28 protein-coding genes are annotated in these 24,841 nt (G+C 68.6%); 21 read left to right on the top strand and 7 right to left on the bottom strand.

The genetic code is table 11. The features are described from left to right. The first annotated feature begins 14 nt into the window (after positions 1-14). The 12 genes from ACIBL3_RS22010 (at position 15) to ACIBL3_RS21955 (ending at position 11,680) form a co-directional block, all read left to right on the top strand. Complete coding sequence (locus ACIBL3_RS22010) at positions 15-383, top strand: ArsR/SmtB family transcription factor (protein ID WP_396355370.1); 369 nt, start codon at positions 15-17, stop codon at positions 381-383. After that, positions 380-853 (top strand): NADH-quinone oxidoreductase subunit B family protein, encoded by a 474-nt coding sequence (locus ACIBL3_RS22005; protein WP_396355369.1) that lies wholly within the window; start codon positions 380-382, stop codon positions 851-853. The genes ACIBL3_RS22010 and ACIBL3_RS22005 overlap by 4 nt, the downstream gene beginning before the upstream one ends. Further along, entirely contained in the window at positions 850-2,871 is a 2,022-nt protein-coding gene (locus tag ACIBL3_RS22000; protein ID WP_396355368.1) for a proton-conducting transporter membrane subunit, read from the top strand. Before ACIBL3_RS22005 ends, ACIBL3_RS22000 begins: the two co-directional genes overlap by 4 nt. Beyond that, positions 2,868-3,806 carry a respiratory chain complex I subunit 1 family protein gene (locus tag ACIBL3_RS21995; protein WP_396355367.1) on the top strand — a complete coding sequence of 313 codons (939 nt, stop codon included), beginning with the start codon at positions 2,868-2,870 and terminating at the stop codon, positions 3,804-3,806. The genes ACIBL3_RS22000 and ACIBL3_RS21995 overlap by 4 nt, the downstream gene beginning before the upstream one ends. A gap of 5 nt (positions 3,807-3,811) precedes the next feature. Further along, entirely contained in the window at positions 3,812-4,456 is a 645-nt protein-coding gene (locus tag ACIBL3_RS21990) for a hypothetical protein (RefSeq protein WP_396355366.1), read from the top strand. Further along, complete coding sequence (locus tag ACIBL3_RS21985) at positions 4,456-5,958, top strand: proton-conducting transporter membrane subunit (protein ID WP_396355365.1); 1,503 nt, start codon at positions 4,456-4,458, stop codon at positions 5,956-5,958. Before ACIBL3_RS21990 ends, ACIBL3_RS21985 begins: the two co-directional genes overlap by 1 nt. Next, a complete protein-coding gene (locus tag ACIBL3_RS21980; RefSeq protein ID WP_396355364.1) occupies positions 5,955-7,463 on the top strand; it encodes an NADH-quinone oxidoreductase subunit C in 1,509 nt (502 codons plus the stop codon). Before ACIBL3_RS21985 ends, ACIBL3_RS21980 begins: the two co-directional genes overlap by 4 nt. A 126-nt stretch (positions 7,464-7,589) precedes the next feature. Next, positions 7,590-7,895: a hypothetical protein gene (locus ACIBL3_RS21975; protein ID WP_396355363.1), complete on the top strand. Its 306-nt coding sequence runs from the start codon at positions 7,590-7,592 to the stop codon at positions 7,893-7,895. Between the two features lie 175 nt (positions 7,896-8,070). Continuing rightward, positions 8,071-8,346, top strand: a complete 276-nt coding sequence (locus ACIBL3_RS21970) for a DUF1876 domain-containing protein (RefSeq protein ID WP_396355362.1) — start codon at positions 8,071-8,073, stop codon at positions 8,344-8,346. 51 nt (positions 8,347-8,397) lie between these two features. Then, positions 8,398-9,354, top strand: coding sequence for an ATP-binding cassette domain-containing protein (locus ACIBL3_RS21965; protein ID WP_396355361.1), 957 nt, complete (start codon positions 8,398-8,400; stop codon positions 9,352-9,354). 2 nt (positions 9,355-9,356) lie between these two features. Continuing rightward, positions 9,357-10,520: an ABC transporter permease gene (locus ACIBL3_RS21960; protein WP_396355360.1), complete on the top strand. Its 1,164-nt coding sequence runs from the start codon at positions 9,357-9,359 to the stop codon at positions 10,518-10,520. Then, positions 10,517-11,680 carry an ABC transporter permease gene (locus ACIBL3_RS21955; RefSeq protein WP_396355359.1) on the top strand — a complete coding sequence of 388 codons (1,164 nt, stop codon included), beginning with the start codon at positions 10,517-10,519 and terminating at the stop codon, positions 11,678-11,680. The genes ACIBL3_RS21960 and ACIBL3_RS21955 overlap by 4 nt, the downstream gene beginning before the upstream one ends. Positions 11,681-11,683: 3 nt before the next feature. Here ACIBL3_RS21955 and ACIBL3_RS21950 read toward each other — a convergent pair whose 3' ends face one another. The 3 genes from ACIBL3_RS21950 to ACIBL3_RS21940 all read right to left on the bottom strand — a co-directional run bounded on the left by ACIBL3_RS21950 (position 11,684) and on the right by ACIBL3_RS21940 (position 13,175). Beyond that, positions 11,684-12,448, bottom strand: coding sequence for a sigma 54 modulation/S30EA ribosomal C-terminal domain-containing protein (locus ACIBL3_RS21950; RefSeq protein WP_396355358.1), 765 nt, complete (start codon positions 12,446-12,448; stop codon positions 11,684-11,686). Positions 12,449-12,513: 65 nt separating this feature from the next. Then, complete coding sequence (locus tag ACIBL3_RS21945) at positions 12,514-12,768, bottom strand: hypothetical protein (RefSeq protein WP_396355357.1); 255 nt, start codon at positions 12,766-12,768, stop codon at positions 12,514-12,516. 62 nt (positions 12,769-12,830) lie between these two features. Beyond that, the gene (locus tag ACIBL3_RS21940) at positions 12,831-13,175 is read right to left on the bottom strand and encodes a hypothetical protein (RefSeq protein ID WP_396355356.1); all 345 of its coding nucleotides are present in this window, start codon (positions 13,173-13,175) and stop codon (positions 12,831-12,833) included. A gap of 286 nt (positions 13,176-13,461) precedes the next feature. Here ACIBL3_RS21940 and ACIBL3_RS21935 point away from each other — a divergent pair, with 286 nt between their 5' ends. From ACIBL3_RS21935 to ACIBL3_RS21920, 4 genes are all read left to right on the top strand, one after another. Beyond that, positions 13,462-14,229, top strand: a complete 768-nt coding sequence (locus ACIBL3_RS21935) for a phosphatase PAP2 family protein (RefSeq protein ID WP_396355355.1) — start codon at positions 13,462-13,464, stop codon at positions 14,227-14,229. A 146-nt stretch (positions 14,230-14,375) separates the two neighbouring features. Beyond that, on the top strand, positions 14,376-15,626 hold the full coding sequence (locus tag ACIBL3_RS21930; protein ID WP_396355354.1) for an NAD(P)/FAD-dependent oxidoreductase: 1,251 nt from the start codon (positions 14,376-14,378) through the stop codon (positions 15,624-15,626). Continuing rightward, complete coding sequence (locus ACIBL3_RS21925; RefSeq protein WP_396355353.1) at positions 15,623-15,937, top strand: TusE/DsrC/DsvC family sulfur relay protein; 315 nt, start codon at positions 15,623-15,625, stop codon at positions 15,935-15,937. The genes ACIBL3_RS21930 and ACIBL3_RS21925 overlap by 4 nt, the downstream gene beginning before the upstream one ends. 13 nt (positions 15,938-15,950) lie before the next feature. Next, a complete protein-coding gene (locus ACIBL3_RS21920; RefSeq protein WP_396355352.1) occupies positions 15,951-16,466 on the top strand; it encodes a DsrE/DsrF/DrsH-like family protein in 516 nt (171 codons plus the stop codon). A 10-nt stretch (positions 16,467-16,476) separates the two neighbouring features. On the opposite strand, the gene ACIBL3_RS21915 is transcribed toward ACIBL3_RS21920, so the two are convergent. Together ACIBL3_RS21915 and ACIBL3_RS21910 are read right to left on the bottom strand one after the other, a co-directional pair. After that, positions 16,477-17,229 carry an SDR family NAD(P)-dependent oxidoreductase gene (locus ACIBL3_RS21915; protein WP_396355351.1) on the bottom strand — a complete coding sequence of 251 codons (753 nt, stop codon included), beginning with the start codon at positions 17,227-17,229 and terminating at the stop codon, positions 16,477-16,479. 33 nt (positions 17,230-17,262) lie between these two features. Next, positions 17,263-18,075, bottom strand: coding sequence for a 2-oxo acid dehydrogenase subunit E2 (locus tag ACIBL3_RS21910; RefSeq protein WP_396355350.1), 813 nt, complete (start codon positions 18,073-18,075; stop codon positions 17,263-17,265). Between the two features lie 158 nt (positions 18,076-18,233). Here ACIBL3_RS21910 and ACIBL3_RS21905 point away from each other — a divergent pair, with 158 nt between their 5' ends. Next, positions 18,234-19,247, top strand: a complete 1,014-nt coding sequence (locus tag ACIBL3_RS21905; protein WP_396355349.1) for a zinc-dependent alcohol dehydrogenase — start codon at positions 18,234-18,236, stop codon at positions 19,245-19,247. Here ACIBL3_RS21905 and ACIBL3_RS21900 read toward each other — a convergent pair. After that, positions 19,195-19,644 carry a hypothetical protein gene (locus tag ACIBL3_RS21900; RefSeq protein ID WP_396355348.1) on the bottom strand — a complete coding sequence of 150 codons (450 nt, stop codon included), beginning with the start codon at positions 19,642-19,644 and terminating at the stop codon, positions 19,195-19,197. The two genes, ACIBL3_RS21905 and ACIBL3_RS21900, sit on opposite strands and share 53 nt — an antisense overlap. 388 nt (positions 19,645-20,032) lie before the next feature. Then, entirely contained in the window at positions 20,033-20,323 is a 291-nt protein-coding gene (locus ACIBL3_RS21895; RefSeq protein ID WP_396355347.1) for a 2TM domain-containing protein, read from the bottom strand. Between the two features lie 154 nt (positions 20,324-20,477). On the opposite strand from ACIBL3_RS21895, the gene ACIBL3_RS21890 reads away from it, so the two are divergent. From ACIBL3_RS21890 to ACIBL3_RS21875, 4 genes are read left to right on the top strand one after another with little or no spacing between them, the layout of a single operon-like run. Further along, complete coding sequence (locus tag ACIBL3_RS21890) at positions 20,478-21,917, top strand: DUF4389 domain-containing protein (protein ID WP_396355346.1); 1,440 nt, start codon at positions 20,478-20,480, stop codon at positions 21,915-21,917. A 15-nt stretch (positions 21,918-21,932) separates the two neighbouring features. Further along, the gene (gap, locus tag ACIBL3_RS21885; RefSeq protein WP_396355345.1) at positions 21,933-22,940 is read left to right on the top strand and encodes a type I glyceraldehyde-3-phosphate dehydrogenase; all 1,008 of its coding nucleotides are present in this window, start codon (positions 21,933-21,935) and stop codon (positions 22,938-22,940) included. 13 nt (positions 22,941-22,953) lie between these two features. Beyond that, complete coding sequence (locus ACIBL3_RS21880) at positions 22,954-23,931, top strand: PEP/pyruvate-binding domain-containing protein (RefSeq protein ID WP_396355344.1); 978 nt, start codon at positions 22,954-22,956, stop codon at positions 23,929-23,931. A 5-nt stretch (positions 23,932-23,936) separates the two neighbouring features. Next, entirely contained in the window at positions 23,937-24,830 is an 894-nt protein-coding gene (locus tag ACIBL3_RS21875; protein WP_396355343.1) for a class I fructose-bisphosphate aldolase, read from the top strand. Positions 24,831-24,841 lie beyond the last annotated feature (11 nt).

Raw genomic sequence — 24,841 nt, 5'->3', positions numbered from 1 at the left:
GGAAGGCGTGGGCGATGACGACACCGCTGCACCAGCTGAAGGCGGAGTTCTTCAAGACGCTGGGGCATCCGGCCCGGATCCGGGTGCTGGAGTTGCTGAGCCAGCGCGAGATGGCGGTGAGCGAGTTGCTGCCGGAGCTGCGTCTGGAGGCGTCGAACCTGTCACAGCAGCTCGCCGTACTGCGTCGGGCCGGCCTGGTCACCACGCGCAAGGAGGGTTCGCAGGTCTACTACTCGTTGACGAGTCCACATGTTGCCGAGTTGCTGGCGGTGGCACGGACCATCCTCACTTCGGTGCTGACCGAGCAGGCCGAGTTGCTGGACGGGTTGAAGGCGGATGCGCAGGCGTCGGGCCGGGCGCGGGCGCGGCGGGCGGTGCGGTGAAGGCCCTGCTGCGGAAGATTCGGTCGACGGGCAGGGTGGCCGAGCCGGCTCCGGAGCGGTCGGGCGGCCGCGACGAGGTGTTCGGTGGTTCTGTGCAGGTGCGGCACGTCGATGCCGGGTCGTGCAACGGGTGTGAGGTGGAGATCGGTTCGGCGTTCGGGCCGGTGTACGACGGTGAGCGGTACGGCGCTCGCCTGGTCGCGTCCCCGAGACATGCTGACGTGTTGCTGGTGACGGGTCCGGTGACCCGGAACATGGCTGAGCCGCTGCGCAAGGCGTACGACGCGACCCCAGCGCCGAAGCGTGTTGTCGCGGTGGGGGATTGTGCTCGCGATTGCGGCGTGTTCGCTGGTGGCTATGGGGTCGAGGGTGCGGTCGGTGACGTGATCCCGGTCGACGTCGTCGTACGAGGATGCCCGCCGGAGCCGCCGGAGATCATCGAGGCGTTGCGGGATCTGACCGGGCGATGACGATTAGTTGGGCGCTGCTCGGCGTACTGCTGAGCGCTGGACTCGGTGCGCTGGCGGCCGTCGCGTCACCTCCGCGGCCGCGTGCCGTCGTTGCGGGCCTGTCCACGTGTGCTGTCGGAGCCTTCGGTGTGCTGGCTGGTGTGCTGGCGCTGAGCGGCCAGACGTTCTCGGCGACCGTCCCGCAGTTGCTGCCGTTGAGCGAGGCTGTGATCGCAGTGGATGCGCTGTCCGGGCTGTTCTGCGTACTGATCGGTGGAGTCGCCGTCATCGCCGGGTTGTACAGCATCGGTTACACCGGTGGAGATCACGCGGACGGCATCGGTGCCGGTTCGCGAACGGCGCAAGGTCTGCTCCCGGTGTTCGTGGCGACGATGATCCTGGTCCCGGTCGCGGGGAACGTGACGACCTTCCTGGTGCTGTGGGAGCTGATGGCATTGGCGTCGCTGGCGTTGGTGTTCGCCGAGCACAGGTTGCGGCCGGCCGTTGGCGATGCCGGAGTCTGGTACGGCGCGATGACGCACGCCGGTCTGGTCGCGATCCTGCTCGGCCTCGTGCTCTTCGCCTCGAAGGCCGGTGGCGAGTCGTTCGAGGCGCTGCGTTCCGCGGATGTCTCGACCCCCGTTCAATCGGTCGTCTTCGGTCTTGTCTTCCTCGGCTTCGGGTCCAAGGCAGGCCTGGTCCCGCTGCACGTGTGGTTGCCGCGGGCGCATCCGGAGGCGCCGAGTCCGGTGTCGGCGTTGATGTCGGCGGCGATGGTGACGCTCGGTCTGTACGGCGTCCTCCGCGTAGGCTTCGACCTTCTCGGCGGTGGCCCGCGCTGGTGGTGGCTGCTGGTGCTGAGCGTAGGCGGGCTCTCCGCGCTGTACGGCGTACTGCAGGCCAGTGTCGCGGTGGACCTGAAGCGTCTGCTGGGCTACTCCACAACGGAGAACCTGGGCCTGATCATGCTCGGTGTCGGCGCGGGCGGGATGTTCGCTGCCGACGGCAACCGAACGCTGGCGAGCCTGCTGGTCGGCGCCGCGCTGCTGCACGCGATCAACCACGCCGGATTCAAGACTGTGCTGTTCCTCGGTGCGGGATCCGTGCTGCGATCGACGGGCTCGCGCCATCTCGACAGCCTGGGCGGTCTGGTGTCGCGGATGCCGGCGACGACGGCGCTGTTCGGGGTCGGTGCACTCGCTGCAGCCGCGCTGCCTCCGGGGAACGGGTTCGTTTCGGAGTGGCTGTTGTTGCAGGGCCTGATCCACGGGCTGTCCGGTGCGGATGCGGTCGTCGCGGTGGCGATGCCGCTGGCGGTCGGTGTGGTGGCCTTGACCGCTGGTCTGGGGGTGGCGACCTTCGTCAAGGCGTTCGGGGTGGGGTTCCTGGCTCGCCCGCGATCCGCGGCGGCGGCCGCGGCGAAGGAGGCGCCGGCGACGATGCGGGTCGCGATGCTGCTGGGGGCGGTCGCCTGCGCTGTGCTCGCGATCGTGCCGGCTGCGGTCGGTCCTGCGTTGACGAACGCCTTGGCCGTGCTGCCGACGGTCCAGGACGGTGCACCGTTGAGTGGCGTGGTGACGTTGCGGCTGACAGGGATCGAGGGGTCGATGTCGCCGCTGCTGATCCTGGTCGGGCTGCTCGTGGCTGCACTGCTGGTGGTGGCGCTGGTCCGCCGTGGATTGCCGCGCCGCGAGTCGCTGGTGTGGGGCTGCGGGGGGACCAGGCTGGATCCGCGGATGGAGTACACGGCGACGTCGTTCGCGGAGCCGTTGACGCGTGTGTTCGACGACGTGCTTCGCCCGGAGTACGACGTCGACGTCACACATCATATGGAGTCGCAGTACCTGATCGAGAGCGTCCGCTATCGGCAACGTGTCGACGATCGGCTGGAGGCTGCGCTGTATCCGCCCGTCCTTGCGGGCAGCACCAAGATCGCCGCGACCCTGAGCCGGCTGCAGAACGGAAGTGTGCACAGGTATCTCGCGCTCGGGCTGCTCGGTCTTGTCACCGTCCTGGTCATCGTGGGGTTGTCCACATGAGCGTCGTCGGCGTGGTCGTCCAGCTCGCGGCACTGATCGTGCTCGCTCCTTTCCTGACTGGCCTGATGCGGCAGATCAGAGCGGTGCTCGAAGGCCGGGCGGGCGCTGGAGTCGGGCAGCCCTGGCGCGACTTGCGGAAGCTGTTCCGCAAGGAGCCGATCACACCTGAGGGTTCGAGTTGGGTGTTCGCCTCGGCTCCTGTCGTCCTCGTGGCGTCGACGCTGGTGATCGCCGCTGTCGCGCCGTTCATCGCGACGATATCGCCGTTGGACGGGGTCGCGGATCTGTTCGCGGTGGTAGCGCTGCTGCTGCTCGGCACCGTCGCCTTGGCGCTGGCTGGTTTGGACACCGGTACGGCGTTCGGCGGGATGGGCGCGAGCCGGGAGATGACGGTGGCGGCGCTGGCCGAGCCGACGATCCTGCTGGCCGGGTTCGCCTTGTCGGTGCGGGTCGGGTCGACGAACCTGTCGGCGATCGTGGAGCGCGGCCGGCAGTCGCCTGGCGACGTGTTGTCGCCGGCCACGTTGCTGGCCGCAGTCGCGCTCGCGGTCGTCGTCATCGCCGAGGCCGGCCGGCTACCGGTGGACAATCCGTCGACTCATCTGGAGCTGACCATGATCCACGAGGCGATGGTGCTCGAGTACGCCGGTCGCGACCTCGCGCTGGTCGAGTTCGCGTCCGCGCTGCGATTGACCGTGCTACTGGGGTTGTGGGCGAACCTGTTCCTGCCGTGGGGAGTCGCCACCGACACCTCGCCGGCGGCGTTGCTGATCGGTGTGGTGGCGTTCGTCGCGAAGGTCGCCGTACTAGGTGCGGTGCTGGCGGCTGGTGAGGTGTTCATGGCGAAGCTGCGGTTGTTCCGGGTGCCTGAATTGCTCGCGGGGTCCTTCCTGTTCGGTGTCCTTGCTGTCTCGTCGTCCTTCTTCCTGGCGTGATCGTGATGACACAGTTGCTCTATCTGATCTGCGGTGGCCTGCTGTTGTCATCGGTCGTGGTGTTGTGGCGGCGTGAGCTGTCGGCGATCGTGCGACTGCTGGTGCTTCAAGGTGTCCTGCTGGGCGTGCTGGCGGGGCTGCTGGCCGTGCGACTGGGCAGCTTCGAGTTGCTGCTGGTCGCGGTCGGCGTACTCGCGCTGAAGGCCGTGGTCGTGCCGGGCATCTTGCGCAAGGTGCTGCGGGACAGCAGCGAGGCACGGGAGACCGAACCGTTGATCAACGTGACCGCGTCGATTGTCGCCGCGGCGTTGCTGACGTTGCTCGCGTACGCCGTCGCCCGGCCGATCGTGCGCCTGGCGCCGTCGGCCGAGACCGAGGCAGTCCCGGTCGGGCTGGCGATGGTGCTGCTCGGCTTCTTCGTGCTGGTCACCCGGAGGCGGGCGCTGTCGCAGATCGTCGGATTCCTGCTGCTGGACAACGGGATCGCGACGACGGCGTTCCTGATCACCGGGGGAGTGCCGGGGATCGTCGAGTTGGCCGTCTCGCTCGACGTGCTGCTGGTCGTGCTGGTGCTGCAGGTTCTGACCGCGCGACTGCGTGCGACGTACGGAGGTACGGATATCGACGAGCTACGGGAGCTGCACGACTGATGAGTCTCAGCGGTACGCCGGCGGTGCTGTTCGTCACCGCCCCGATGGTTGCCCTGGTTACGGCTTCTGCTGCTGCGTTGCTGATGGGCTGGCGGCGCGTGGTAGCCGTCGCGACCGTTGTTGCTGCCGCGGTCGTCCTGGTAGTCGGCGCGGTGACAGCCGCCTGGACCGCCGACGGCGGTGTGGTTGCTGTAGGCACCTTGTTGCGGATCGATGCGTTGTCAGGGGTGATGCTGATCGTCATCGGTGCGGTCGGTGTGGTGGCGACCTGGGCAGGTGTCGGCTATCTGGACGACGAGCTCGCCAACGGTCACACGGATGCGGCCGGTGCTCGGCGGTACGGCGTACTCGTGCCGCTGTTCCTGGCGTCGATGGTGTTCGCGGTGTCGGTGAACAACCTGGGGTTGCTGTGGGCCGCAGTCGAGGCGACCACGATCGTGACCGCGTTTCTGGTCGGGCACCGTCGTACCAGGACGTCTGTGGAGGCGACCTGGAAGTACGTGATCATCTGCTCGGTCGGCATCGCGCTGGCGTATCTCGGCACGGTGCTGGTCAACTACGGCGCCAAGCAGGCGGGCGTCACCGAGCACGGGACCCTGGACTGGACCGAGCTCGTCGCGCACGCCGGCGAGCTCGACCCGGGCGTGATGCGGCTTGCGTTCGCGTTGCTGGTGCTCGGATTCGGCACCAAGGCCGGACTGTTCCCGATGCACAGTTGGCTGCCCGATGCGCATAGTCAAGCGCCGGCGCCTGTCTCGGCGCTGATGTCCGGCGTACTGCTGCCCGTAGCGGTCTACGCGCTGGCCCGCTATCGCGTGATCGTGGTCGCCAGCGTCGATCCGCGGTTCGTCCGGGGCCTATTACTGGCCGCGGCACTCGCCTCGCTGCTGCTGGCCGCCGGGTTGCTGCTGGCGCAACGTGACTACAAGCGGCTGCTCGCGTACTCGAGCATCGAGCACATGGCGATTGCTGTTGTCGGTGTCGCGATCGGTACGCCGTTCGCGATCGCCGCAACGTTGCTGCACCTCGTCGGGCACGGACTGGGAAAGGCTGTGCTGTTCTGCGGAGCCGGGGAGATCCTCGCACGTGAGGGCAGCACGCGGATCGAGGCCGTCCGGCGGTTGTTCCTGCGCTCGCCTGTACTCGCTGGACTGTTCGCGGCCGGGCTGGCGGCGCTGCTCGGTTTGCCGCCGTTCAGTCTGTTCGTCAGCGAGGTCGGACTGATTCGGGCGATGATGGCCGTGGACGCCGGATGGGCGGCCGCTGTCGTTCTGGCGTTGCTGCTGGTGGTCTTCGTTGCCGTCATCGGGAAGGCCGCCGGCGTCCTGCTGGGGTCCGGTCGGACACCGGACTCTGCAGGGAGCGCTGCCGTCAAAGCTCTGCCCGTGACGACGGTCGTGCCGCTGACGGCAGGGCTCGTCGCTGTCGCCGTACTGGGGATTGCGGACTGGCCGCTCGGCCAACTGCTTCAGACTGCCGGCCTGATCGTGGGGAATCGATGAGCTCAGATCCCAGGACCTACCCCAACCGCCGTCAGGTCACCGTCGCCGCGTCCACCCTGGCAGACCGAGCGTCGGCGCTGTTGCGCGAGGGGTACCGCCTTGCGTTGGTCGCCGCACACGACGACGCTGACGAGTTCCGCGTCGTCTACCTCTTCGTCGCCGCGAACCCCGACCGGCGGGTGGAGCTGATTCTGCCCGCCGACGGCATCACGCCCCTGATCCCCAGCCTCGCGACCCTGTCCTTCCCGGCGAGCCGCTTCGAACGCGAGCTGCACGACCTGTTCGGCATCGAGGTCACCAACCACCCACTGCCACGCCGCCTCGTGCTGCATCAGCACTGGCCGGACGGCTGGTTCCCGATGCGTCACGACGCGGGAACACCACCCGCCTTCGGTGACATCGATGAGCCGTACCCGTTCCTCGCGGTCGCCGGGACCGGTGTCTACGAGATCCCGGTCGGCCCGATCCACGCCGGACTGATCGAACCCGGTCATTTCCGGTTCTCGGTGGTCGGCGAGACGATCCTGAAGCTGAAGGCCAGGTTGTGGTTCGTCCACAAAGGGATCGAGAAGCTCGCCGAAGGCAAACTGCTGGCCGACGTGCTGCCGCTGGCCGAACGCGTCTCCGGCGACACGACCGTCGGCCACACACTCGCGTTCTGCCTCGCGGTCGAGGAGGCCAGAGACTGGCCGGTGCCGCCGCAGGCACAGACACTGCGAGCGATCCTCCTCGAGCTCGAGCGGCTCTACAACCACGTCACGGATATCGGAGCCCTCTGCAACGACGTCGGCCATGGCATCGCGAACGCGCACGCCCAGCGGATCCGTGAGCAACTCCTCCGCCTGAACCAGCAGGTCACCGGACATCGACTGCTACGCGGAGCGATCACCCCTGGCGGGACGCACGTCCGCGCGCTTCCCGATCCCGGTCAGCTCGCCGCTGTCGCCGCCGACATCCAGGAGGTCGTCGACATCGCCCTGGGCCACAGCGTCGTACTGGACCGCATGACCGGCACAGCGATCCTGACCCGCGACCAGGCCCACGACATCGGCACGCTCGGGTACGTCGCCCGCGCCAGCGGCATCGATCACGACGCTCGCCGCGACCACCCCTTCGCGCCAGAGACCACCGCGGTCGCCGCGCCCACCCAGACCGCTGGGGACGTTCTGTCCCGCCTCCTCACCAGAGCCGAGGAGATCCAGAACTCCGTCGCGCTGATCGCCGGGCTCATCGCCGGCCGGCCACCACTGGGTGCGGACGCGGCCAAGCCCACCTGGCTCGCCGCCGGCCGCACCTCCGGCGTCGGGCTGGTCGAAGGCTGGCGCGGCACCATCGCCCACCGGATCGAATTCGCACCCGACGGCACTGTGACGCGCCTCAAGATCGTCGACCCGTCGTTCTTCAACTGGCCGGCCCTCCCGGTCGCCCTGGCCGACACGATCGTCCCGGACTTCCCTCTCACCAACAAGAGCTTCAACCTGTCCTACGCCGGCAACGACCTGTGAGGCCCCGCAGCCTACTGCCTCGGCGTCACCGAAACGGACCCTACGGCGATCCCCGGCTGCTACCTCTTCCGCGGGAGGTAGAGCAGACTGAGAGGAGGGCGGAGAACGGTTCGGCGGTGATGGTGAATGACCCAGCAGTACGTTGCCGGCGAGCTGTCTCTGCTGCTGGCGCACTTGCGGTCGGCGGCCACGGATCAGGAGGCCGCGCGGGAGATCGACAATTTCCGGCAGGAAGCGGAGACCATGCCACTGGCGACGCTGGGGTCCGTGGCGGTGCGCGCGATGGCGCTTGCGGACGGAATGTGCTGGGCCTCGATCGCCCGTGGAGACGTGACAGGTTTCAGCCGACTGGCCGAGGTTTCGGCCCGCCTGCACGAGTTCGGCGTCTGCGCCGGCCTGCTCCGTGATCAGATCACGACAACGTACCGATAGCCTCCGACGATTTCTGTCTGAATGCCGATGCGGCTGTACCTGACAGCGCGCGATTGACGGATGCCGCCCGACAGGGCTGAAGGGCCCGGTCGGGTGGGACCTGACGGCCCTGGTGGCGCTTGCGCGGAGTTCGGACGATTGCGGCAAGAGACCGATCGAGCTGAAGGAGCAGGCCATGATCGCGAGCAAGCGCTGGAGCGTAGAGATCCATATCGACGAGAACGACGCCGAGCGGACCACCCACGCGGAAGCCCGGCTGCACACGAACGACGACACGCACCTGATCGGCCGGGGTACGGCCCGGCGGAACCCGAAGGACAGCGACATCGCCGAGATCGGCGACGAACTCGCGGTCGCGCGGGCTCTGTCCGACCTGGCGCACGAGTTGATCCAGGCCGCCGCGTCCGACATCGAGCAGATCACCCACGAGCACGTCCGCCTGCACAGCTGACGATTGCCGAGCGGCGATTGGCCGCGTCGGGCCGGAGAGGAGGCAGTCGTCGTGCTGGACACCGTAACCACAGCAGACGTGCTGTCGGCATCCCACCTGGGCAAGCGGTTCGGCGACCGGGTGGCCGTCGACGACGTGAGCTTCGAGGTGGCGCCGGGGGAGACCTACGGCCTGCTCGGGCCGAACGGAGCCGGCAAGACGACCACGATCCGCCTGGTCTGCGGCTTGCTGCGTGCGGACCAGGGCGAGATCCGGGTCGCCGGCCGTCCGCTGGGTACGACGGCCACGTCGGCGAAGAAGTACATCGGGTACGTACCTCAGGACATCGCGCTCTACCCAGACCTGACCGCGCGCGAGAATCTCAGCTTCTTCGGCCGCCTCTACGGGCTGCGCGGCCGGGCGCTCCGCCATCGGGTGGGCAAGGTACTCGACCTGATCGGGCTCTCGGAGCGCAGCGGCGACCGGGTCGAGTCGTTCTCCGGCGGGATGAAGCGACGCCTCAACATCGGCGCCGGGCTGCTGCACGAGCCGACCCTGCTGGTGCTCGACGAGCCCACCGTGGGAGTGGATCCGCAGAGTCGGCATGCGGTGATGGAGAGTGTGCGCTCGTTCGGCGCCGCCGGCATGGCGGTGCTCTACACTACGCACTACATGGAGGAGGCCGAGCGGCTGTGCGACCGGGTCGGCATCATCGACCACGGCCGATTGATTGCCGAGGGCACCCGTCGGGAGCTGGTCGCCCAGCTCGGAGAACGTGATCGGATCACGCTCGCGGCGACCGGTGACCTGGAGGTGCTGGCCGACCGCCTGCGCAGGCTGGACGGTGTGGACCGCGCGGACGTGAAGGACGGCCAGGTCCAGGTGCTGGCCGGCGAGGCGCGCCGGCTGCTGCCCGACGTACTGGACACGGCCGAACGGTCCGGTCTGTCGGTGCGGTCGGTGGAGGTCGACGAGCCCGATCTCGAGGCGGTGTTCCTTCATCTGACCGGTACGGCGTTGCGGGAGTGATCATGTTCGCCGCCATCGTCATCGCCGCCAAGGATCTGCGGCAGCGTTTCCGGGATCGGTCCGCCCTGATCCTGGGGTTCGTGGCACCCGTGGCCGTGGCGGCGCTGATGAGCTTCGCGTTCTCCTCCGTGGAGTCCTTTCACGCCGACATAGCGCTCGCCGACAACGATCGGGGCCAGATCGCCTCCGCCCTGCGCTCGGCGTTGACCCAGCCCGAGATGTCCGACGTCCTGACGGTCCGGGAGGTCGCCGATGAGCCGACGGCACGGAGGATGGTGGACGACGGTGAGGTCGGAGCCGGCCTTGTCGTGCCGGCGGGCTTCAGCACCGCGGCAGTCGGGGACGAGCCGCTCGGCCTGCTGGTGCTCGCGAATCCGGACGAGCCGCTGCAGGCGCAAGTAGCCCGGGCGATCGCGGATGCGTACGTGGCGCAACTCAACGCCGATCGGCTTTCGATGCACACCGCCCTCGCGGCGGGGGTGCCTCGCAGCCGCGCGGCGGAGCTGGCAACCGCCGTGGCGAGTCTCGAGCTGCCCGAGACGGTCCAGGAGCGGGCGACGGGATACCGACAGCTGACCACCGCGAGCTACTACGCGCCGGCGATGGGAATCATGTTCGTGCTCTTCGCGGTCGGCTTCACCGCGCGAAGCTACTTCACCGAGCAGCGGACGGGCACCTTGGAGCGGATCGGCGCCGCGCCGCTGGGCCGGGGCGTCGTACTGCTGGGCAAGTCCCTCGCCGCGTTCGTCTACAGCGTGGTGAGTCTCGGAACACTCGCAGTGGTGACCTCGGTGGCGTTCGACGCCCAATGGGGACCGCCGGTCCCGGCTGCGGCGCTGATCATGGCGATGTCAGCGGTCCTGGTGGCGCTGACGGCGCTGGTCGTCGCCGCGGCGCGGACCGAGCGTCAGGCCGAGGGGCTGGCGACGATCGTGACGTTCGTCCTGCTCCTGCTCGGCGGCAACTTCGTCCTGCTCAGTCAGGCGCCCGAGGTGTTGCGCAGGCTTGCTCTGTTGACGCCCAACGGCTGGGCGCTCCGCGGATTCACCGACCTTGCCACCGGCGCCGCGGCGACCAGCGCAGTCCTGCCGGTCCTCGTCATTCTGGGTATGGCGGCGGCGCTCGCCGCGCTGGCCGCCCTCGTCGGGCGCTGGAGGGCACAATGACCGCCGCCTTGGCAGTGGCCGGCGCGTCGCTGCGCCGGATGCTTCGCGACCGAACCGCGCTCTTCTTCATCGTGGTGCTGCCTGTCCTGATCATTACGGTGATCGGGACAGTGGTGCAGAATCCAGGCGGGTTCCGGATCGGGGTGCTCGGCACGTCGCTGTCGGGTGCGCCGCTCAGCACAAGTCTGGTGGCGGAGCTGAAGGTGGTCGGCCCACTGCACACGATGACCGACGAAGCTTCCGCCCGTACGGCGCTGCGCCGCGCGGAGCTCGATGCGGTCGTGCTGATCCCTACGGACCTCGATGCCCGCTTGCTGAGCGGGGACGAGGTGGCGATCCCGGTGTTGGCCGGCGGTGCCGAGTCGACGCAGGCCGCCGTACGGGCGGCTGTGGCGGCGGCGGTGGCCCGGCATGCCGAGCGGATCCAGGCAGCTGCGTTCGCTGCCCGCGAGACGGGTACGACGACCGCACAACAGTTGCCCCGGGCAACGGCGGTGCAGGGTGTCACGCCGCGGATCGCGATCACCAGCGAGAACGTCGCGACCGGGAGCGACTACCTGCCGCTCGGCTTCAGCTACAGCGCGCCGACGATGCTTGTCCTGTTCGTCTTCATCAATGCGCTGGCCGGCGGGGCCTCGATCGTGCAGACCCGGCAGCTCGGCATCTATCACCGGGCTCAGGCCGCACCGATCCGGACCCGGAGCCTGGTACTGGGTGAAACCTTGTGCTACCTGGTGTTCTCGTTGCTCCAGTCGATCCTGATCGTCGCGGTCGGCGCGTTGCTGTTCGGGGTGAGCTGGGGTGATCCGCTGGCAGCCGTGGTCCTGATCGGGACCTGGGCGCTGGTCGGAACGGGGGCGGGCATGCTCAGCGGTGCGCTCTTCAAGACCCCGGACCAAGCAGGCGCGATCGGTCCGGTCATCGGGATCGCGTTCGCCATGCTCGGCGGCTGCATGTGGCCGTTGGAGATCGTCCCGAACGCGGTCCGGGCGCTCGGCCACGTGACCCCGCACGCCTGGGCGGTGGACGCCTGGATCACTGTCCTGTCCCGGGACGGCGGTGTTGCGGACATCGCCTCCGAGCTCGCCGTGCTCACCGGGTTCGCACTCGCCATGCTCGCCCTGGCATCCGTCGTCCACCACCGCCGCCTGACAAGTTGAACCTCACCAGTCCGTGGCCGGCAGGGCGGGGCTCAGCAGCGCGTAGTCGCCGTCGTACCGCAGGTAGAGCAGCCGGCCCCGCCGCGTCGACGGGTCGGCGAAGAAGAGAAACGGCCGGCCGGTCAGTGCGCGGGGCAGTGGCAGGACCAGCGGCCGAGTGTGGACGACGGTCACCGGGGTCGCCGTCGACGTCGAGCCGATCGCCTTGCCAGGGCGCAGCTGGAGCAGCCGGTACGAGCCGGGTCCCACGCGCTGCAGCACGCTGTCCTCATCGCTGACGGGTTCATGGAAGAGGTGGAACTCGTGGTCTCCTGCTTCCAGCCGACGGATCGCGGTGTCGACGGTGCACTCCTCCGGCAGGCAAAGCTTCACCCGCACAAGCTCGCGATCGCCCGGCGGCCGCAGCAGTTCCGGCCACCAGGTCCGGCATGGTGTGACGGGCCGGAAGTGCCCGTGAGCACGGAGGTTCGGGATCAAGCGGAGTTGACTGTGCACCCGCGCGGCCAGCAGAACAGCGGCGTCGGCCGTCGTTCGCGCCGCGATCTGTGCCCGGACCGGTCCGGCCGGAGATGCGAGGTTCAACTGCGCGATGACCGGCCGGACCGAGCCGGGATGGCGGAGGCGGCCGACTCGTGCCACCGCCGCGGCGGCCCACGGCCCCAGGACAGCTCGCAGGTTGACCCTGATCTGCTCGACGACGTCTGTGGGCAGGATGCCGTCGGTGTGCACCTGAAGCTCGGCGTCAACCGGCGCACGGTTTCCGCTCATGGTCACACCGTGACGCCACGGGGCCGAGCCTGGGCAGGGCAGTTGGTCCTCTTCCGGTGGGCCTTTCAGCGGGCGCGCGACCGGGCGATGGCTGTGCCGATCCAGGCGACGATCTCCGCACGAACCGACGCCTTCGTCAGCCGCAGCACCTCGTCCTCGTTGTACCCCTGCAGTCGCAGCCTTCGCCCCGTGGACAACACGAGGCGCAGCACGCGGTCTGGTGTGACCGCACCCGCGTACTCCACTGCCAGTTGCTCGGCAAGCTGGCGCAGCCGTGCTTGTGACATCGGGATGTCGAGCGGACTCGCAACTGTGTCCACGCGACGATGGAACGGCCGGCGCGGACAAGGGGGTAGGGCCTAAATTCCCAAGGCGTGACGCTTCATGCGTCGCACCTACGATCCTGCCGGGCGCGCTTCGGACGCGGGATGGAGACGATCGTCCACACTGCGGCGCAGAGTACGACGAGCGTCACGCGGAGCCCCTCGGACCAGTCGCTGGTCCACACCGCGGTGGCCAGGACCCAGGGAAAGCCCACCAACCAGACCCCCAGCTCCACAATGAGTGGCAGATCCCGGATCCAGGTGGCGACGTCCTCCAGCCGATCGGATCCCAGCAGCACGAAGAACGCCATCCACAGGCCGACCATCCAGAGGAACCAGATCCTGGATCCGGTCGTGGTGTGCTGCGCGGTGGTTCCGGTTGAATCGGACAATTGTTTCGGCATGATGCCTCCCGACGGAGAGGAAGGCGGTAGCTGCCGCTGCCGTCACCATCAGGGTGGGCCGGGCGGGCGCGCTCCGCAGGGGCCGGACGTCCCGAATCCGGGGGCCGTTGTGAGGCGGAGAGGACGCGGAAGTCTCGCTTGCCGTCGGCCTCGACGGTGGCCGTCGTACGCAATCTGCGGATCTCGGCGTTCGCCTGCGGACCTTGGTCCCGGTCGTCAGGGGACATGGCCCCGTTGGCGGGTCCGGCGATCTCGGCCACGCTGGAAGGACGAGGGGGTGCGGGGTATGGCTGTCGACAGCCGAACGTCACAGGTCCGAGTCGCCCGCCGGACACAGCAGTTCGCCGCCGAGGTGGCGCTGATCACGACAGCGATCGTGCTGTACTTCGTTGTCCGTGGGTTGATCCACACGCGGATCGATGCCGCCTTCCGGAACGCCGAGTACGTCGTGGAGCTGGAGCGTCTCGGGGGATTCTTCGTCGAGCCGGAGCTGCAGGCCGCGGTCGCCGGACACGGGTGGCTGGTCGATGCGGTCAGTTACTTCTACATCTACGGGCATTGGCCGGTCGTGCTGGCCACGTTGCTGTGGCTGCTGATCCGGCATCGGGACGCGTACCGCACGGTCCGCAACGCGATCCTGATCTCCGGTGCGATCGGGCTGGTGATCTTCGCGGTCTTCCCGGTCGCGCCGCCGCGGTTCCTGCCGTTGTACGGCTTCGTCGACACGGTCACCGAGCAGACGTCGGCGTACCGGGTGCTGCAGCCGCCGGCCTTCGTGAACCAGTACGCCGCCGTGCCGAGCCTGCACTTCGGCTGGAACCTGCTGATGGGGATCGCGATCGCCACCCTGGCCGGTCACTGGGCCATGCGCTTGTTCGGCTGGCTGATGCCGCTGGCCATGCTGGCCTCGATCGTCCTGACCGCCAACCACTACCTTCTCGACGGCCTGGCCGGCGGCGTCATCGCACTGCTGGGTCTGCTGATCGCGTGCCGCCGTACCAAGGGCTTCTTGTCCACGACCGAGGGTCGAAAGTCCGCTCCTTCGGATTCGTAGGCCCCTGCTGCGCGGACGTGTGGTTGCGGTGTTGTGGAGGTGGACAAGGAACGGCGCCACCGCGGCGCCGCCCGACTCCCCGGAGACCGGTCCGGCCGGGCGCGCACCCGGCCGAGCCGGTTCGCAACGACGAGAGGAAAACTGAGATGAGGCGGGTGGTGATCCTCGGAGCCGGCACTGCCGGTACGACGGTCGCGAATCAGCTCCGGCGGCGGCTGGCATTCGACGAGTGGCAAATCACGGTGATCGATCGCGACGACGAGCACCTGTACCAGCCCGGCCTGTTGTTCATGCCGTTCGGCCGGGAGACGGCGGCCGGTGTCCTGAGATCGCGTCGCAGCCTGCTGCCGAAGGGGGTCCAGTTTCTGACCGCGGAGATCGCGATGGTGGATCCGGAGCGCAAGGTCGTCCGGCTCGGCGCCGGGGGAGCGGTGGCGTACGACTACCTCGTCATCGCGACCGGGACCAGCTCCCGCCCCGACCAGACACCCGGGATGCTCGGGCCCGAATGGCGCAAGAGCATCCACGACTTCTACACCTACGACGGCGCGCTCGCACTCCGTGGGGCGCTGGACGCCTTCCCGGGCGGACGGCTCGTGGTGCACGTCGTCGACCAGCCGATCAAGTGCCCGGTCGCCCCGCTGGAGTTCACCTTCCTGGCCGAGTCCTTCTTCCGTGCGAATGCCATGCGCGACCAGGTCGAGCTCGTCTACGTCACGCCGCTCGACGCCGCGTTCACCAAACCGATCGCGGCGCGCTACCTCGGCCGGCTGCTGACGGAGCGCAAGATCGCCGTCGAGACCGACTTCCTGGTCGAGCGAGTCGACGCCGAGCGCAAGACGCTGGTCAGCTACGACGAGCGGGAGATCGGCTACGACCTGCTGGTCACCGTGCCGCTGAACATGGGCGCGGAGTTCGTCGGTGCGTCCGGGCTGGGTGACGAGCTGAACTACGTGCCGGTCGACAAGCACACCCTGCAGTCGCTCGCCCATGCGGACATCTTCGCCGTTGGCGACGCCAACGACCTGCCGACCTCCAAGGCCGGCTCGGTGGCGCACTTCTCGAGCGAGATCTTCGTGGCGAACTTCTGCCAGTACGTCGAGGGTCGTGCGATGACCCACCATTTCGACGGGCACGCCAACTGCTTCGTCGAGACCGGCGACGGCAGGGGACTGCTGATCGACTTCAACTACGACACCGAGCCGCTGCCCGGCCGCTACCCACTCGGCCGCTTCGGCCCGTTGGCGCTGCTGCGGGAGACGCGGGCGAACCACTGGGCCAAGGTGGCGTTCCGCTGGATCTACTGGCACCTGCTCGTGCGCGGTCGCCCGCTGCCGGTGCCGTCCCGGATGTCCATGAGCGGCAAACACCGACCGGACGAGGAGGTCCGACCATGACCGTCGTCAGCGTTGGCGACACCCGCATCCACGTCGACTCGGAGGGCTTCCTCACCGAGTACGGCGAGTGGACCGAGGAGCTCGCCGTACAACTGGCAGCGAACATCGGGATCGAGCTCACCGACGAGCACTGGCAGGCGATCCGGTTCCTGCGCGATGACTACCCGTCCCACGGAGAGACCGCGACGCTGCGGCGGGTGTCGACCCTGGCCGGCATCCCGATCAAGCGCCTGTTCGCCCTGTTCCCCGGCAAGCCGGCCAAGAAGATGGCCTACATCGCCGGCCTGCCGAAACCTCGTGGCTGCGTGTGAGAGGAGCATCGTCATGACCACCGCAGAGACCGCGCCGCTGTTCGTGCCCGACTTCGGCGACGACCTGGCCGAAGGGCGCAAGTTGGCGATCATCTGCTCGAAGGGCAACCTGGACATGGCCTACCCGGGCCTGATCCTGGCGAACGCCGCCCTCGGCGAGGGCGTGGAGACGCACCTGTTCTTCACGTTCTGGGGGTTCGACATGATCACCAAATCGCGCATGCACGACCTGAAGTTCACGATGCTCGGCAACACCGCGACGCATCTGCCGCAGGGCCTCGGCGGCCTGCCGGGGATGACCGCGATGGCCACGCACCAGATGAAGAAGCAGATCCACGAGGCCGGGGTTCCCGACGTACCGGAGTTCCTGGAGCAGATCGTCGCCTCCGGCGGCCACCTGTGGGCCTGCCGGATGTCCGCCGACATGATGCACCTGGACGAGGCCGACCTGTACGACGACGTCGAAGGCATCATCAGCGCCGCCGACTTCATCGAGAAGACCGAAGGAGCCCAGCTGCTGTTCATCTGAGCCGGGCGGGTCAGCGGGCGATGTAGCCGCCGTCGATGTACAGCTCGAGGCCGGTGACGAACGAGGCGTCGTCGCTGGCGAGGTACGCCACGCCGGCTGCGACCTCGTCGGTGCGCCCGAGCCGGCCCATCGGCGTGAGCTGGGTCATCACGTCCCAGAACGGGGTGTCCCGCGCCGCGTCCAGGATCGGGGTGTCGATGAAGCCGGGGTGGATCGAGTTCACCCGGACACCTTCGGTCGCCCAGTGCAACGCGGCGTTCTTGGTCAGCGTCCGCACCGCGCCCTTCGCCGCGTGGTACGCCGGTGAGGTGCCGAAGCCGCCGCTGGTGCCGAAGATCGAGCTGATGTTGATCACCGACCCGTGCCCGGAGGCTTTCAGGTACGGCGCAGCCGTGCGCAGGCCGAGGAAGACGCCGGTCTGGTCGACGTCGATCGTGTGCTGCCAGTCCTTGAGCGTCGTCTCCTCGATGGTCGCCAGGTCGCCCATGCCGGCGTTGTTCACCAGGATGTCGAGTCCGCCGAACTCCTCGACGGCCAGAGTGCACACCGTCTCCCAATCCACTTCGCTCGCGACGTCGTGCCTCGCGAAGCGCGCTCGCGCACCGGAGTCCCGAAGCGCCTCGGCCACTGCTTCACCGGCGTCCACCGCGATGTCCGTCAGTAGTACGGCGGCGCCCTCGGCGGCGAGCCGCCAAGCAGTCGCCTTGCCGATTCCGCTGGCCGCACCGGTGATCAGCGCGACCCGGCCGTCAAGCCTGCCCATGATGTTCTCCTTCGAAGGTGTGGCGGATGGTGGTCAGGAAATGCGCTTCGAGGCGGTGAGGACGGGGAGACCGTCGGCGGCGGTCAGGAGGGTGCGGAGGCGGCTGACGAAGCGGGCGGTGGGGGCGCCGTCGACGATGTCGTGGTCGACGCTGACCGTGAGCTGCAGCCACTCACGGTCGACCAGGTGACCCTGGCACAGCACCGGACGGCGGGTGATGCCCCCGATGACGACGCTCAGCGTGTGCAGTTGGAAGGCGATGCCCCAGCCGCCGCCGGCGCCGAACATGCCGACAGCTGTGACGCCGACCGTCCCGGCGAGCGCTCGTTGCCGGCGCGGGAAGCGATGCAGCGATCCGAGCAGGCCGGTCCGGATGAAGCCGGGCAGCAGCAGGTAGGCGTGGACCCAGGGCGCCTTGCCGACGGAAGGGCTGAGGTGTGGGTCGGCCTTGACCGCGTGGATCTCGTCCTGCAGGCTCCGTACGTCGCGGGCGCCGGCGTCGCGGAGGACGTGCGTGAAGGCAAACGGGCTGCCGTCGACGTCGACCTCGATCGGCAGGCCGACGTCGACCTGGTCGAAGATCACTTCGCGGCCGCGCAGATCGCGGTACGCCTGGACACTCGGGTCAGCGGCGACCGCGCGGGCGACGCAGGCGATGACGAACGCCGTGAACGACAGGTCCTCACCGGTCGCGGCCTCGTGCGAACGCAAGGCCGACCGGGCCGAGGTGACATCGACCTCGAAGAGACCGTGGACGGCGTGCCGTCGGCGCGCCGCGCGCCCGGCATCGATGACGAGATGCCGGACCCAGGGCCTGCGGACGACCTTGGAGTCCGGGTGCCGCATCGGTCCACCTCCACTTCCTCTCTGACTCGAGCATCGGCGCGCAGTGGCGCCGGGCGCATCGGCCGATCGGTCCCTTCCGTCCGGGACCTTCGGCTCTACGACTCGCTGCCGTGGGCCGGGTTTGCTCGACAGACAACCCGAACCGAGAGAGGCATGCCATGAAAGCAGCAGTTGTAACCGACTTCGACGCACCGCTGGAGATCCAGGACCTTCCCGTCCCCGAGCCCGGTGCCGGCGAGGTGCTAGTGCGGATGGAGACCAGCGGTCTCTGCCACACCGACATCCATGCGGCACATGGTGACTGGCCCGTGAAGCCCACCCCGCCGTTCGTTCCCGGCCACGAAGGCATCGGTGTGGTGGCGAAGCTGGGCCCAGGCGTCACCGAGCGCGCGGTCGGAGACCGGGTCGCGATCGCTTGGCTCGGGTACGCCTGCGGCAAGTGCCGGTACTGCATCGGAGGCTGGGAGACGCTGTGCCCGGAGCAGCACAACTCCGGCTACTCGGTCAATGGGAGCTTCGCCGAGTACGCCGTGGTGGCGGCCGCCTTCGCGACGCCCGTTCCCGACGGGGTGTCGTCGCGGGACGCCGCGCCGCTGACGTGTGCCGGTGTCACGACGTACAAGGCGATCAGAGTGGCCGGTGTCGCGCCGGCCGAGACGGTGGCGATCTTCGGCGTCGGCGGTCTCGGTCATCTGGCCTTGCAGTACGCCAGGATCGCGGGTGGGATCACGATCGGCGTCGACATCGAGGACACGAAACTCGAGCTGGCCACCGAACTCGGGGCGGACCACGTCGTGAACGCGGCCACGACCGATCCGGTCGAGGCGATTCAGGCGCTCGGCGGGGCCGACGTCGCGGTCGCGTTGGCGGCGAATCCACAGTCGTTCGACCAGGCCTTCCGTTCGCTGCGCCGCGGTGGCCGGCTCGTCTGCGTGGCCCTGCCCGCCGACGACGGTGCGTTGAACCTGCCGATCTTCGACACGGTCCTGAGCGGCAAGAGCGTGATTGGCTCGATCGTCGGCACCCGCAACGACCTGGCCGACGTCTTCGCGCTGCACGCCGCCGGGCGGACGCGGGTCATCGCGGTCGACCGCAAGCTCGACGAGGTCAACCAGTCGATCAACGACGTCCTGTCCGGCGCAATCCCGGCCCGAGTGGTTTTCCAGTTCTGACCACTCCGTCCGGCCGGGCCTGGTCGAGGACGATGCCGAGCAACACGCTGTTGTGGTCGAGGACGTGGTCGGGGTGGGCAGTGCGATAAAGCCGGGCCGGTGCAGTCATCGGGCCCACCTTGACCGCGGCGTGGCCGCTGGTCCAGCGCCCGTCGACGAGGACGTCGAGCGCCGCGGGGCCGACGAAGTGATGCCACCACCGCCTGGCGTCGGCGTCGCCGACGAGCACGGCCACGCGTTGGCCATGCCGGACCGCCTGTAGCGGCAGTACGACGGTCGCACCGCTACGGCCTGTGTAGCGAATCGCGATCAGGCTTGTGGGCAGAGCCGGTGCGAGTGGGCTGTTCATCAGCCGCAGCACCAGCCGGTCCCGCCATCGCGCCAAGGTTCCAGCCATATCGACTCCCAGTACCGAGTCTGCTCCGCAGGCGGTCATTCGCTTCGGCTACGGCCAGGCGGTTCCGGCTACGCCGTGGCGTCCGCTCGCCGACGTCGTCGTACCGGACGATCGCGTCACCGGAGACGGGACGGGTGGGCCCGGGCAGCAGGACCTTCGACCCTGACTGTCCGGCGGCGTTACGGAGCAGCCTGGAGTTGCAGGGGAAGAAACCGGCTCGCCGGGATCGGACAGAGAACAGGTGACCACAGGGTCACAAGATCCGCCGTCATCAAGACGGTTCCGGTCCGGCGAGCCGGTTCTGCTGCATCGTGGTCGAACGAGTGGGAATCTGGTCGCTCCCCGCTCGAAACGCCAGACGCTCGGGGCCGGCTCTTGGTGTGCGTGTTCACCTGCGGTGGGCGATGCGGTCCATCGTCGCCCGTACGTCGGTCTCGGTCGGTTCTGGCGAGAACACGTCCCACGCGTGCAGGGCCAGGCCGATCCCCCAGCCGAAGATCGGGAAGGCCGGCCAGAAGAACTCCGCGCCGGTCAGGAACCAGATGACCACCAGGAAGGTGTTCACCGTCAGGTAGGCGAGGACATGCCCGGTGAACTCCCGGCGCTTCCGAAGCTCCTCCACCGCCTGCTCGCGCAATGAGTCCGTGGTCTGGATCGGACCCAGTGGTTGCTCGTCCATGACTGCCTCCTTCTTCGTCACTTCCACCGTCGTACGGCGGTCTGCGCCACCCCAGAGCCGATGGTCCCGTCCTGCGCGTGCCGAGCGCGGGACCTTCGGCTCTGCTGGCCGGGCAGACCCGGACGGAGGCTGGCGGTGACAGAGGAGGCTTGTGATGACTACGACGACGTACCCCGTCAGAGTGGACGGGGCCCTCGACGACCGGCTGAATCGCTGGTTGTGGCTGGTGAAGTGGGTGCTGGTGATTCCGCACCTGGTCGTGCTCGCGTTCCTGTGGATTGCGTTCGCGGTGCTAAGCTTCGCGGCGTTCTTCGCGATCTTGTTCACCGGGCGCTACCCGCGCTCGATCTTCGACTTCAACGTCGGGGTGCTGCGCTGGACGTGGCGGGTGCAGTTCTACGCGTACGGCGCACTCGGCACGGACCGGTATCCGCCGTTCACGTTGTACGACGTACCGTCGTACCCCGCGCACCTGGAAGTGGAGTACCCGCGGCACCTGTCGCGTGGCCTGGTGCTGGTGAAGTCGTGGCTGCTCGCGATCCCGCACTACATCGTGCTCGCCTTCTTCCTCGGCGGAGGCACGTGGTTCGCAACCCAGAACTGGGAGTGGAGCGTCGGCCTGGTCGGACTGCTGGTGCTGATCGCTGCCGTGGTGCTGCTGTTCACCGGGCGCTACCCGCAACCGGTCTTCGACCTGGTGCTCGGCATGGACCGGTGGGCCCTGCGGGTCGCGGCGTACGCGGGGCTGATGGTCGACCAGTACCCGCCGTTCCGGCTGGATCTGGGCGGTGACGACCCTGCGACAACCAGGCTCGAGCGGCGAACTCCGCAGTCTTTGCCTTCGGCATCCCCGCGCGAACCCACGCCGCGGATGTCGGCGGGCCGGATTGTCACCTTGCTGCTCGGCATTACCGCGTCGCTGGCGTCGATCGTCGGCCTGGCCGTCGGCGGCGGGCTGGCGTGGCTCGATCTGGGAATGCGTGACTCCGCGGGCTATGTCACCACGGACAAGGTGACCTTGCGGACCTCCGGTTACGCCTTGGCCAGTGAGGAGGTGACGATCCACGACGACGGCGCGACCTTGCTGCGCAGGCTGTTCGGTGACGCTCGCGTGCGGGTGCTCGCCGACGACGGCCTCCCGGTGTTCGTCGGGATCGCCAACGGTGCGGATGTGCGTGCGTACCTGGCCGGTGTCGCCTACTCCACGGTGACTTCGCCCGGCCCTTACAGCACGACGTACGACGACCACGCGGGAGGCGCTCCGTCGACGCCGCCGACCGAGCTGGCGATCTGGCGGACGCAGGCGGTCGGGCCCGGTGAGCAGACCATCACGTGGCCGATCGAAAGCGGTGACTGGACGCTCGTGGTGATGGCGCCGGATGCCACCGCCCAGGTCGCCGTACAGGCTGACTTCGGTGCGACGGCAGCTGCCCTGACCGGGGTGTGGATCGCGGTGCTCGCCGGCTCCGGCGGGTTCCTCCTGATCGGCATGCTCGCCGTCGTCCTGGCGGTCGTCCGGCGGCCCGAGCCGGGACCTTCGACTCTGGAGCCGGCGTCGGCCGGCCGGTCGAATGAAAGTGAGGACATCCACTGACCATAGGGGCCGAACATGAGTGTACGTGTGGGGATCAACGGATTCGGGCGCATCGGGCGGGACTACCTGCGCTGTGTGCTGGACCGGGGATCGAGCGGCATCGAGGTGGTCGCGATCAACGACATCGCCGCACCGGCGACACTCGCACATCTGCTGCGTTACGACTCGACGTACGGCCCGCTGAAGGAGGAAGTCGGTTACTCCGACGGCACGATCACGGTCGGCGGCCGCACCCTGCGGGCGACCGCCGGGCGTGACCCCGCTCAGCTGGACTGGGCTGCCGTCGGCGTGGACATCGTGATCGAGTCGACGGGCAAGTTCCGCACCCGTGAGGCGGCCGGCGCCCACCTCACCGCGGGCGCTCGCAAGGTGATCCTGTCCGTACCGGGCAAGGACGTCGACGCGACCGTCGTCCTCGGTGTCAACGAGGACGACTACGACCCGGCCGTTCATCAGGTGATCTCGAACGCCTCGTGTACGACGAACTGCGTGGCGCCGATGGTGTCCGTGCTGCACCGCGCCTTCGGGATCGAGCGCGGCCTGATGACGACGATCCACAGCTACACCAACGACCAGGTGCTGCTCGACTCGCCGCACAAGGACCTGCGCCGGGGACGCTCCGGCGCCGCCAACCTGATCCCGACCAGTACCGGTGCGGCGCGAGCGGTCGGCCTGGTCATCCCTGAACTGGCGGGGAAGATCGACGGCGTGGCGGTACGGGTCCCGGTCGAGGACGGATCGCTGACCGATCTGTCGGTCGAGCTGTCCGGACCGGTGACCGTCGAACAGGTCAACCAGGCCTTCGCCGATGCGGCGGCGGGTCCGCTGAAGGGCATCCTGCGCTACACGACCGATCCGATCGTGTCCCGCGACATCGTCGGCGATCCGGCGTCGTGCATCTTCGACGCGCCGCTGACGCAGGTCCAGGATCACCTGGTGAAGGTCTTCGGCTGGTACGACAACGAGTGGGGCTACACGAGCCGCCTGGTCGACCTGACCGAGCTCGTCGCCCGCTCACTCTGACAAGGAGTGCGAGATGAACGGCAAGTGGGTCCTGCGGCCCCAGGACCGGGGCGGAACCGACGCGGCGCAGGTCGGCGAGAAGAGTGCCTCCTTGGCCGAGTTGGCGCGCGGAGGCATCCGGGTGCCGGCAGGCTTCGTGGTCACGGCCGATGCTTACCGGGAGTTCGCCCAGCAGGCGGGGCTGGGGCCGGTGATCGCGGGTGAACTCCGCAGGTACCGGGCCGGCCGGGATGTGGTCGCTGTCGCGGCCGCGATCCGCACCGCCTTCTGCGAGGCCGCATTGCCTCCCGCACTGGCAGCCGAGATCCTGGGCGCGTACCAGGAGCTGGGCGGCGACGGCACCGAGGTCGCCGTTCGCTGCAGCCCGGTCGCCGCGCAGGACGACGTACGCGACGAGGTCTTCCTTCATCTCCGCAGTGGCGCGGACATCCTCGCGGCCTGCCGTCGCTGCTTCGCCTCGCTGTTCAGCTCGGTGGCCGTGGGCAACCGTGAGCTGCGCGGACCGGACCACCTGGCGGCCGTGATGCCGGTGGCCGTGCAACGGATGGTGCGCTCCGACCTCGGCGCGTCCGGGACTGCCCGCGGCGAGAACACCTTCGTCCGCGTCCGGGCCGGCTGGGGTCTGGGCGAGCCGCCCGCCGGCGATCCGGACCTGTACTCCGTGCACCCGGGCGCGCGCCCGATGATCGTGCGGCACCGCGGCGCCAAGCGGACGAAGACCGTGTACGCCGATCCGCACGGAACCCACACGATTCCGACGACCCCGGAGGAACGCTCGCAGCTGGTACTGACCGACGACGAACTCCAGGAGCTCGCCCGCTGGTCGGTCGAGGTCGACAAACACTTCAAGCGCCCGATGGAACTGGAATGGGCCAAGGAAGGCCGGTCCGGCAACCTCTACCTGATCGAGGTCCGGCACCGGGCGATGCGACGGGTGACCATCGCCGAACCCACGCCGGCTGTCCGGATCCCGCGTCGACTGAGGGGGTGAGTTTCATGCAGGCACGGCCGGCGTTGAGTGAGCTCGGTCTGAGCAGTGGCAAGAAGACGAGGTTGCGGCGGATCTTGTTCGATCACGGTCTGCGCAACGGCACCGCGTTCTTCCTGCCGTACGACCAGGGCCTGGAACACGGCCCGCGGGACTTCTTCGCGAACCCGCAGGCCTCCGACCCGGCCTACATCGTGCGGCTCGCGATCGCCGGGCAGTTCAACGGCATCGCGATCCAGATCGGTCTGGCGGAGAAGTTCTACTGGGACTACGCCGGCGAGATCCCGCTGATCCTGAAGCTGAACGGCAAGACCGACATCCCGTCCGACGAGGCCGCGCTGTCGCCGGTGCACGCGAGTGTCGAGGACGCGGTCCGGCTGGGCGCGGACGCGGTCGGCTACACCCTGTACGTCGGATCGCCGGCGCAGGAGACCGACTTCGCGCAGTATCGGCGGATCCGCGCCGACGCCGAACGGCTCGGCATGCCGCTGGTCGTGTGGGCGTACCCGCGCGGCGCCGCGATCGAGGCGAAGGGCGGCAAGGACTCGTTCTACGCGGTCGACTACGCGGCCCGGGTCGCCAGCGAACTGGGAGCCGACGTGGTGAAGGTCAACTTCCCGCACCCGGAGAAGCGCGACGGCGTGAAGCCGCCGTATCGCGAGGTGTTCACTCCGCAGGAGGCCATCGACGCGGTGGTCCGGTCGGCCAACCGCACGCTGGTGCTGGTGTCCGGCGGCGAGAAGGCCGGCGACGACGCGATGCTGCGCAAGGCGGAGCAGGCGATGGATGCCGGCGGGCTCGGCCTGATCTTCGGCCGCAACGTCTGGCAGCGCGGGTACGACGAGTCGCTGCGGTTCGTCGAGTCGCTGCAGCAGATCCTCTCCCAGCATCCGAGCAAGTGAGGGAAGCGATG

It is taken from the genome of Kribbella sp. NPDC050124, from assembly GCF_044460355.1.
In the GTDB taxonomy this organism is placed as follows: domain Bacteria; phylum Actinomycetota; class Actinomycetes; order Propionibacteriales; family Kribbellaceae; genus Kribbella.
The sequence above is the reverse complement of the archived record's forward strand: the minus strand, read 5'-3'. Positions and strand labels throughout refer to the sequence as shown.

Coding starts and splice junctions, on each gene's coding strand:
- ACIBL3_RS22010 (WP_396355370.1), top strand. CDS start 15: ATGACGACACCGCTGCACCAGCTGAAGGCGGAGTTCTTCAAGACGCTG.
- ACIBL3_RS22000 (WP_396355368.1), top strand. CDS start 850: ATGACGATTAGTTGGGCGCTGCTCGGCGTACTGCTGAGCGCTGGACTC.
- ACIBL3_RS21995 (WP_396355367.1), top strand. CDS start 2,868: ATGAGCGTCGTCGGCGTGGTCGTCCAGCTCGCGGCACTGATCGTGCTC.
- ACIBL3_RS21990 (WP_396355366.1), top strand. CDS start 3,812: ATGACACAGTTGCTCTATCTGATCTGCGGTGGCCTGCTGTTGTCATCG.
- ACIBL3_RS21985 (WP_396355365.1), top strand. CDS start 4,456: ATGAGTCTCAGCGGTACGCCGGCGGTGCTGTTCGTCACCGCCCCGATG.
- ACIBL3_RS21980 (WP_396355364.1), top strand. CDS start 5,955: ATGAGCTCAGATCCCAGGACCTACCCCAACCGCCGTCAGGTCACCGTC.
- ACIBL3_RS21975 (WP_396355363.1), top strand. CDS start 7,590: ATGACCCAGCAGTACGTTGCCGGCGAGCTGTCTCTGCTGCTGGCGCAC.
- ACIBL3_RS21970 (WP_396355362.1), top strand. CDS start 8,071: ATGATCGCGAGCAAGCGCTGGAGCGTAGAGATCCATATCGACGAGAAC.
- ACIBL3_RS21960 (WP_396355360.1), top strand. CDS start 9,357: ATGTTCGCCGCCATCGTCATCGCCGCCAAGGATCTGCGGCAGCGTTTC.
- ACIBL3_RS21955 (WP_396355359.1), top strand. CDS start 10,517: ATGACCGCCGCCTTGGCAGTGGCCGGCGCGTCGCTGCGCCGGATGCTT.
- ACIBL3_RS21950 (WP_396355358.1), bottom strand. CDS start 12,448: ATGAGCGGAAACCGTGCGCCGGTTGACGCCGAGCTTCAGGTGCACACC.
- ACIBL3_RS21940 (WP_396355356.1), bottom strand. CDS start 13,175: ATGCCGAAACAATTGTCCGATTCAACCGGAACCACCGCGCAGCACACC.
- ACIBL3_RS21935 (WP_396355355.1), top strand. CDS start 13,462: ATGGCTGTCGACAGCCGAACGTCACAGGTCCGAGTCGCCCGCCGGACA.
- ACIBL3_RS21930 (WP_396355354.1), top strand. CDS start 14,376: ATGAGGCGGGTGGTGATCCTCGGAGCCGGCACTGCCGGTACGACGGTC.
- ACIBL3_RS21925 (WP_396355353.1), top strand. CDS start 15,623: ATGACCGTCGTCAGCGTTGGCGACACCCGCATCCACGTCGACTCGGAG.
- ACIBL3_RS21920 (WP_396355352.1), top strand. CDS start 15,951: ATGACCACCGCAGAGACCGCGCCGCTGTTCGTGCCCGACTTCGGCGAC.
- ACIBL3_RS21915 (WP_396355351.1), bottom strand. CDS start 17,229: ATGGGCAGGCTTGACGGCCGGGTCGCGCTGATCACCGGTGCGGCCAGC.
- ACIBL3_RS21910 (WP_396355350.1), bottom strand. CDS start 18,075: ATGCGGCACCCGGACTCCAAGGTCGTCCGCAGGCCCTGGGTCCGGCAT.
- ACIBL3_RS21905 (WP_396355349.1), top strand. CDS start 18,234: ATGAAAGCAGCAGTTGTAACCGACTTCGACGCACCGCTGGAGATCCAG.
- ACIBL3_RS21900 (WP_396355348.1), bottom strand. CDS start 19,644: ATGGCTGGAACCTTGGCGCGATGGCGGGACCGGCTGGTGCTGCGGCTG.
- ACIBL3_RS21895 (WP_396355347.1), bottom strand. CDS start 20,323: ATGGACGAGCAACCACTGGGTCCGATCCAGACCACGGACTCATTGCGC.
- ACIBL3_RS21890 (WP_396355346.1), top strand. CDS start 20,478: ATGACTACGACGACGTACCCCGTCAGAGTGGACGGGGCCCTCGACGAC.
- gap (WP_396355345.1), top strand. CDS start 21,933: ATGAGTGTACGTGTGGGGATCAACGGATTCGGGCGCATCGGGCGGGAC.
- ACIBL3_RS21880 (WP_396355344.1), top strand. CDS start 22,954: ATGAACGGCAAGTGGGTCCTGCGGCCCCAGGACCGGGGCGGAACCGAC.
- ACIBL3_RS21875 (WP_396355343.1), top strand. CDS start 23,937: ATGCAGGCACGGCCGGCGTTGAGTGAGCTCGGTCTGAGCAGTGGCAAG.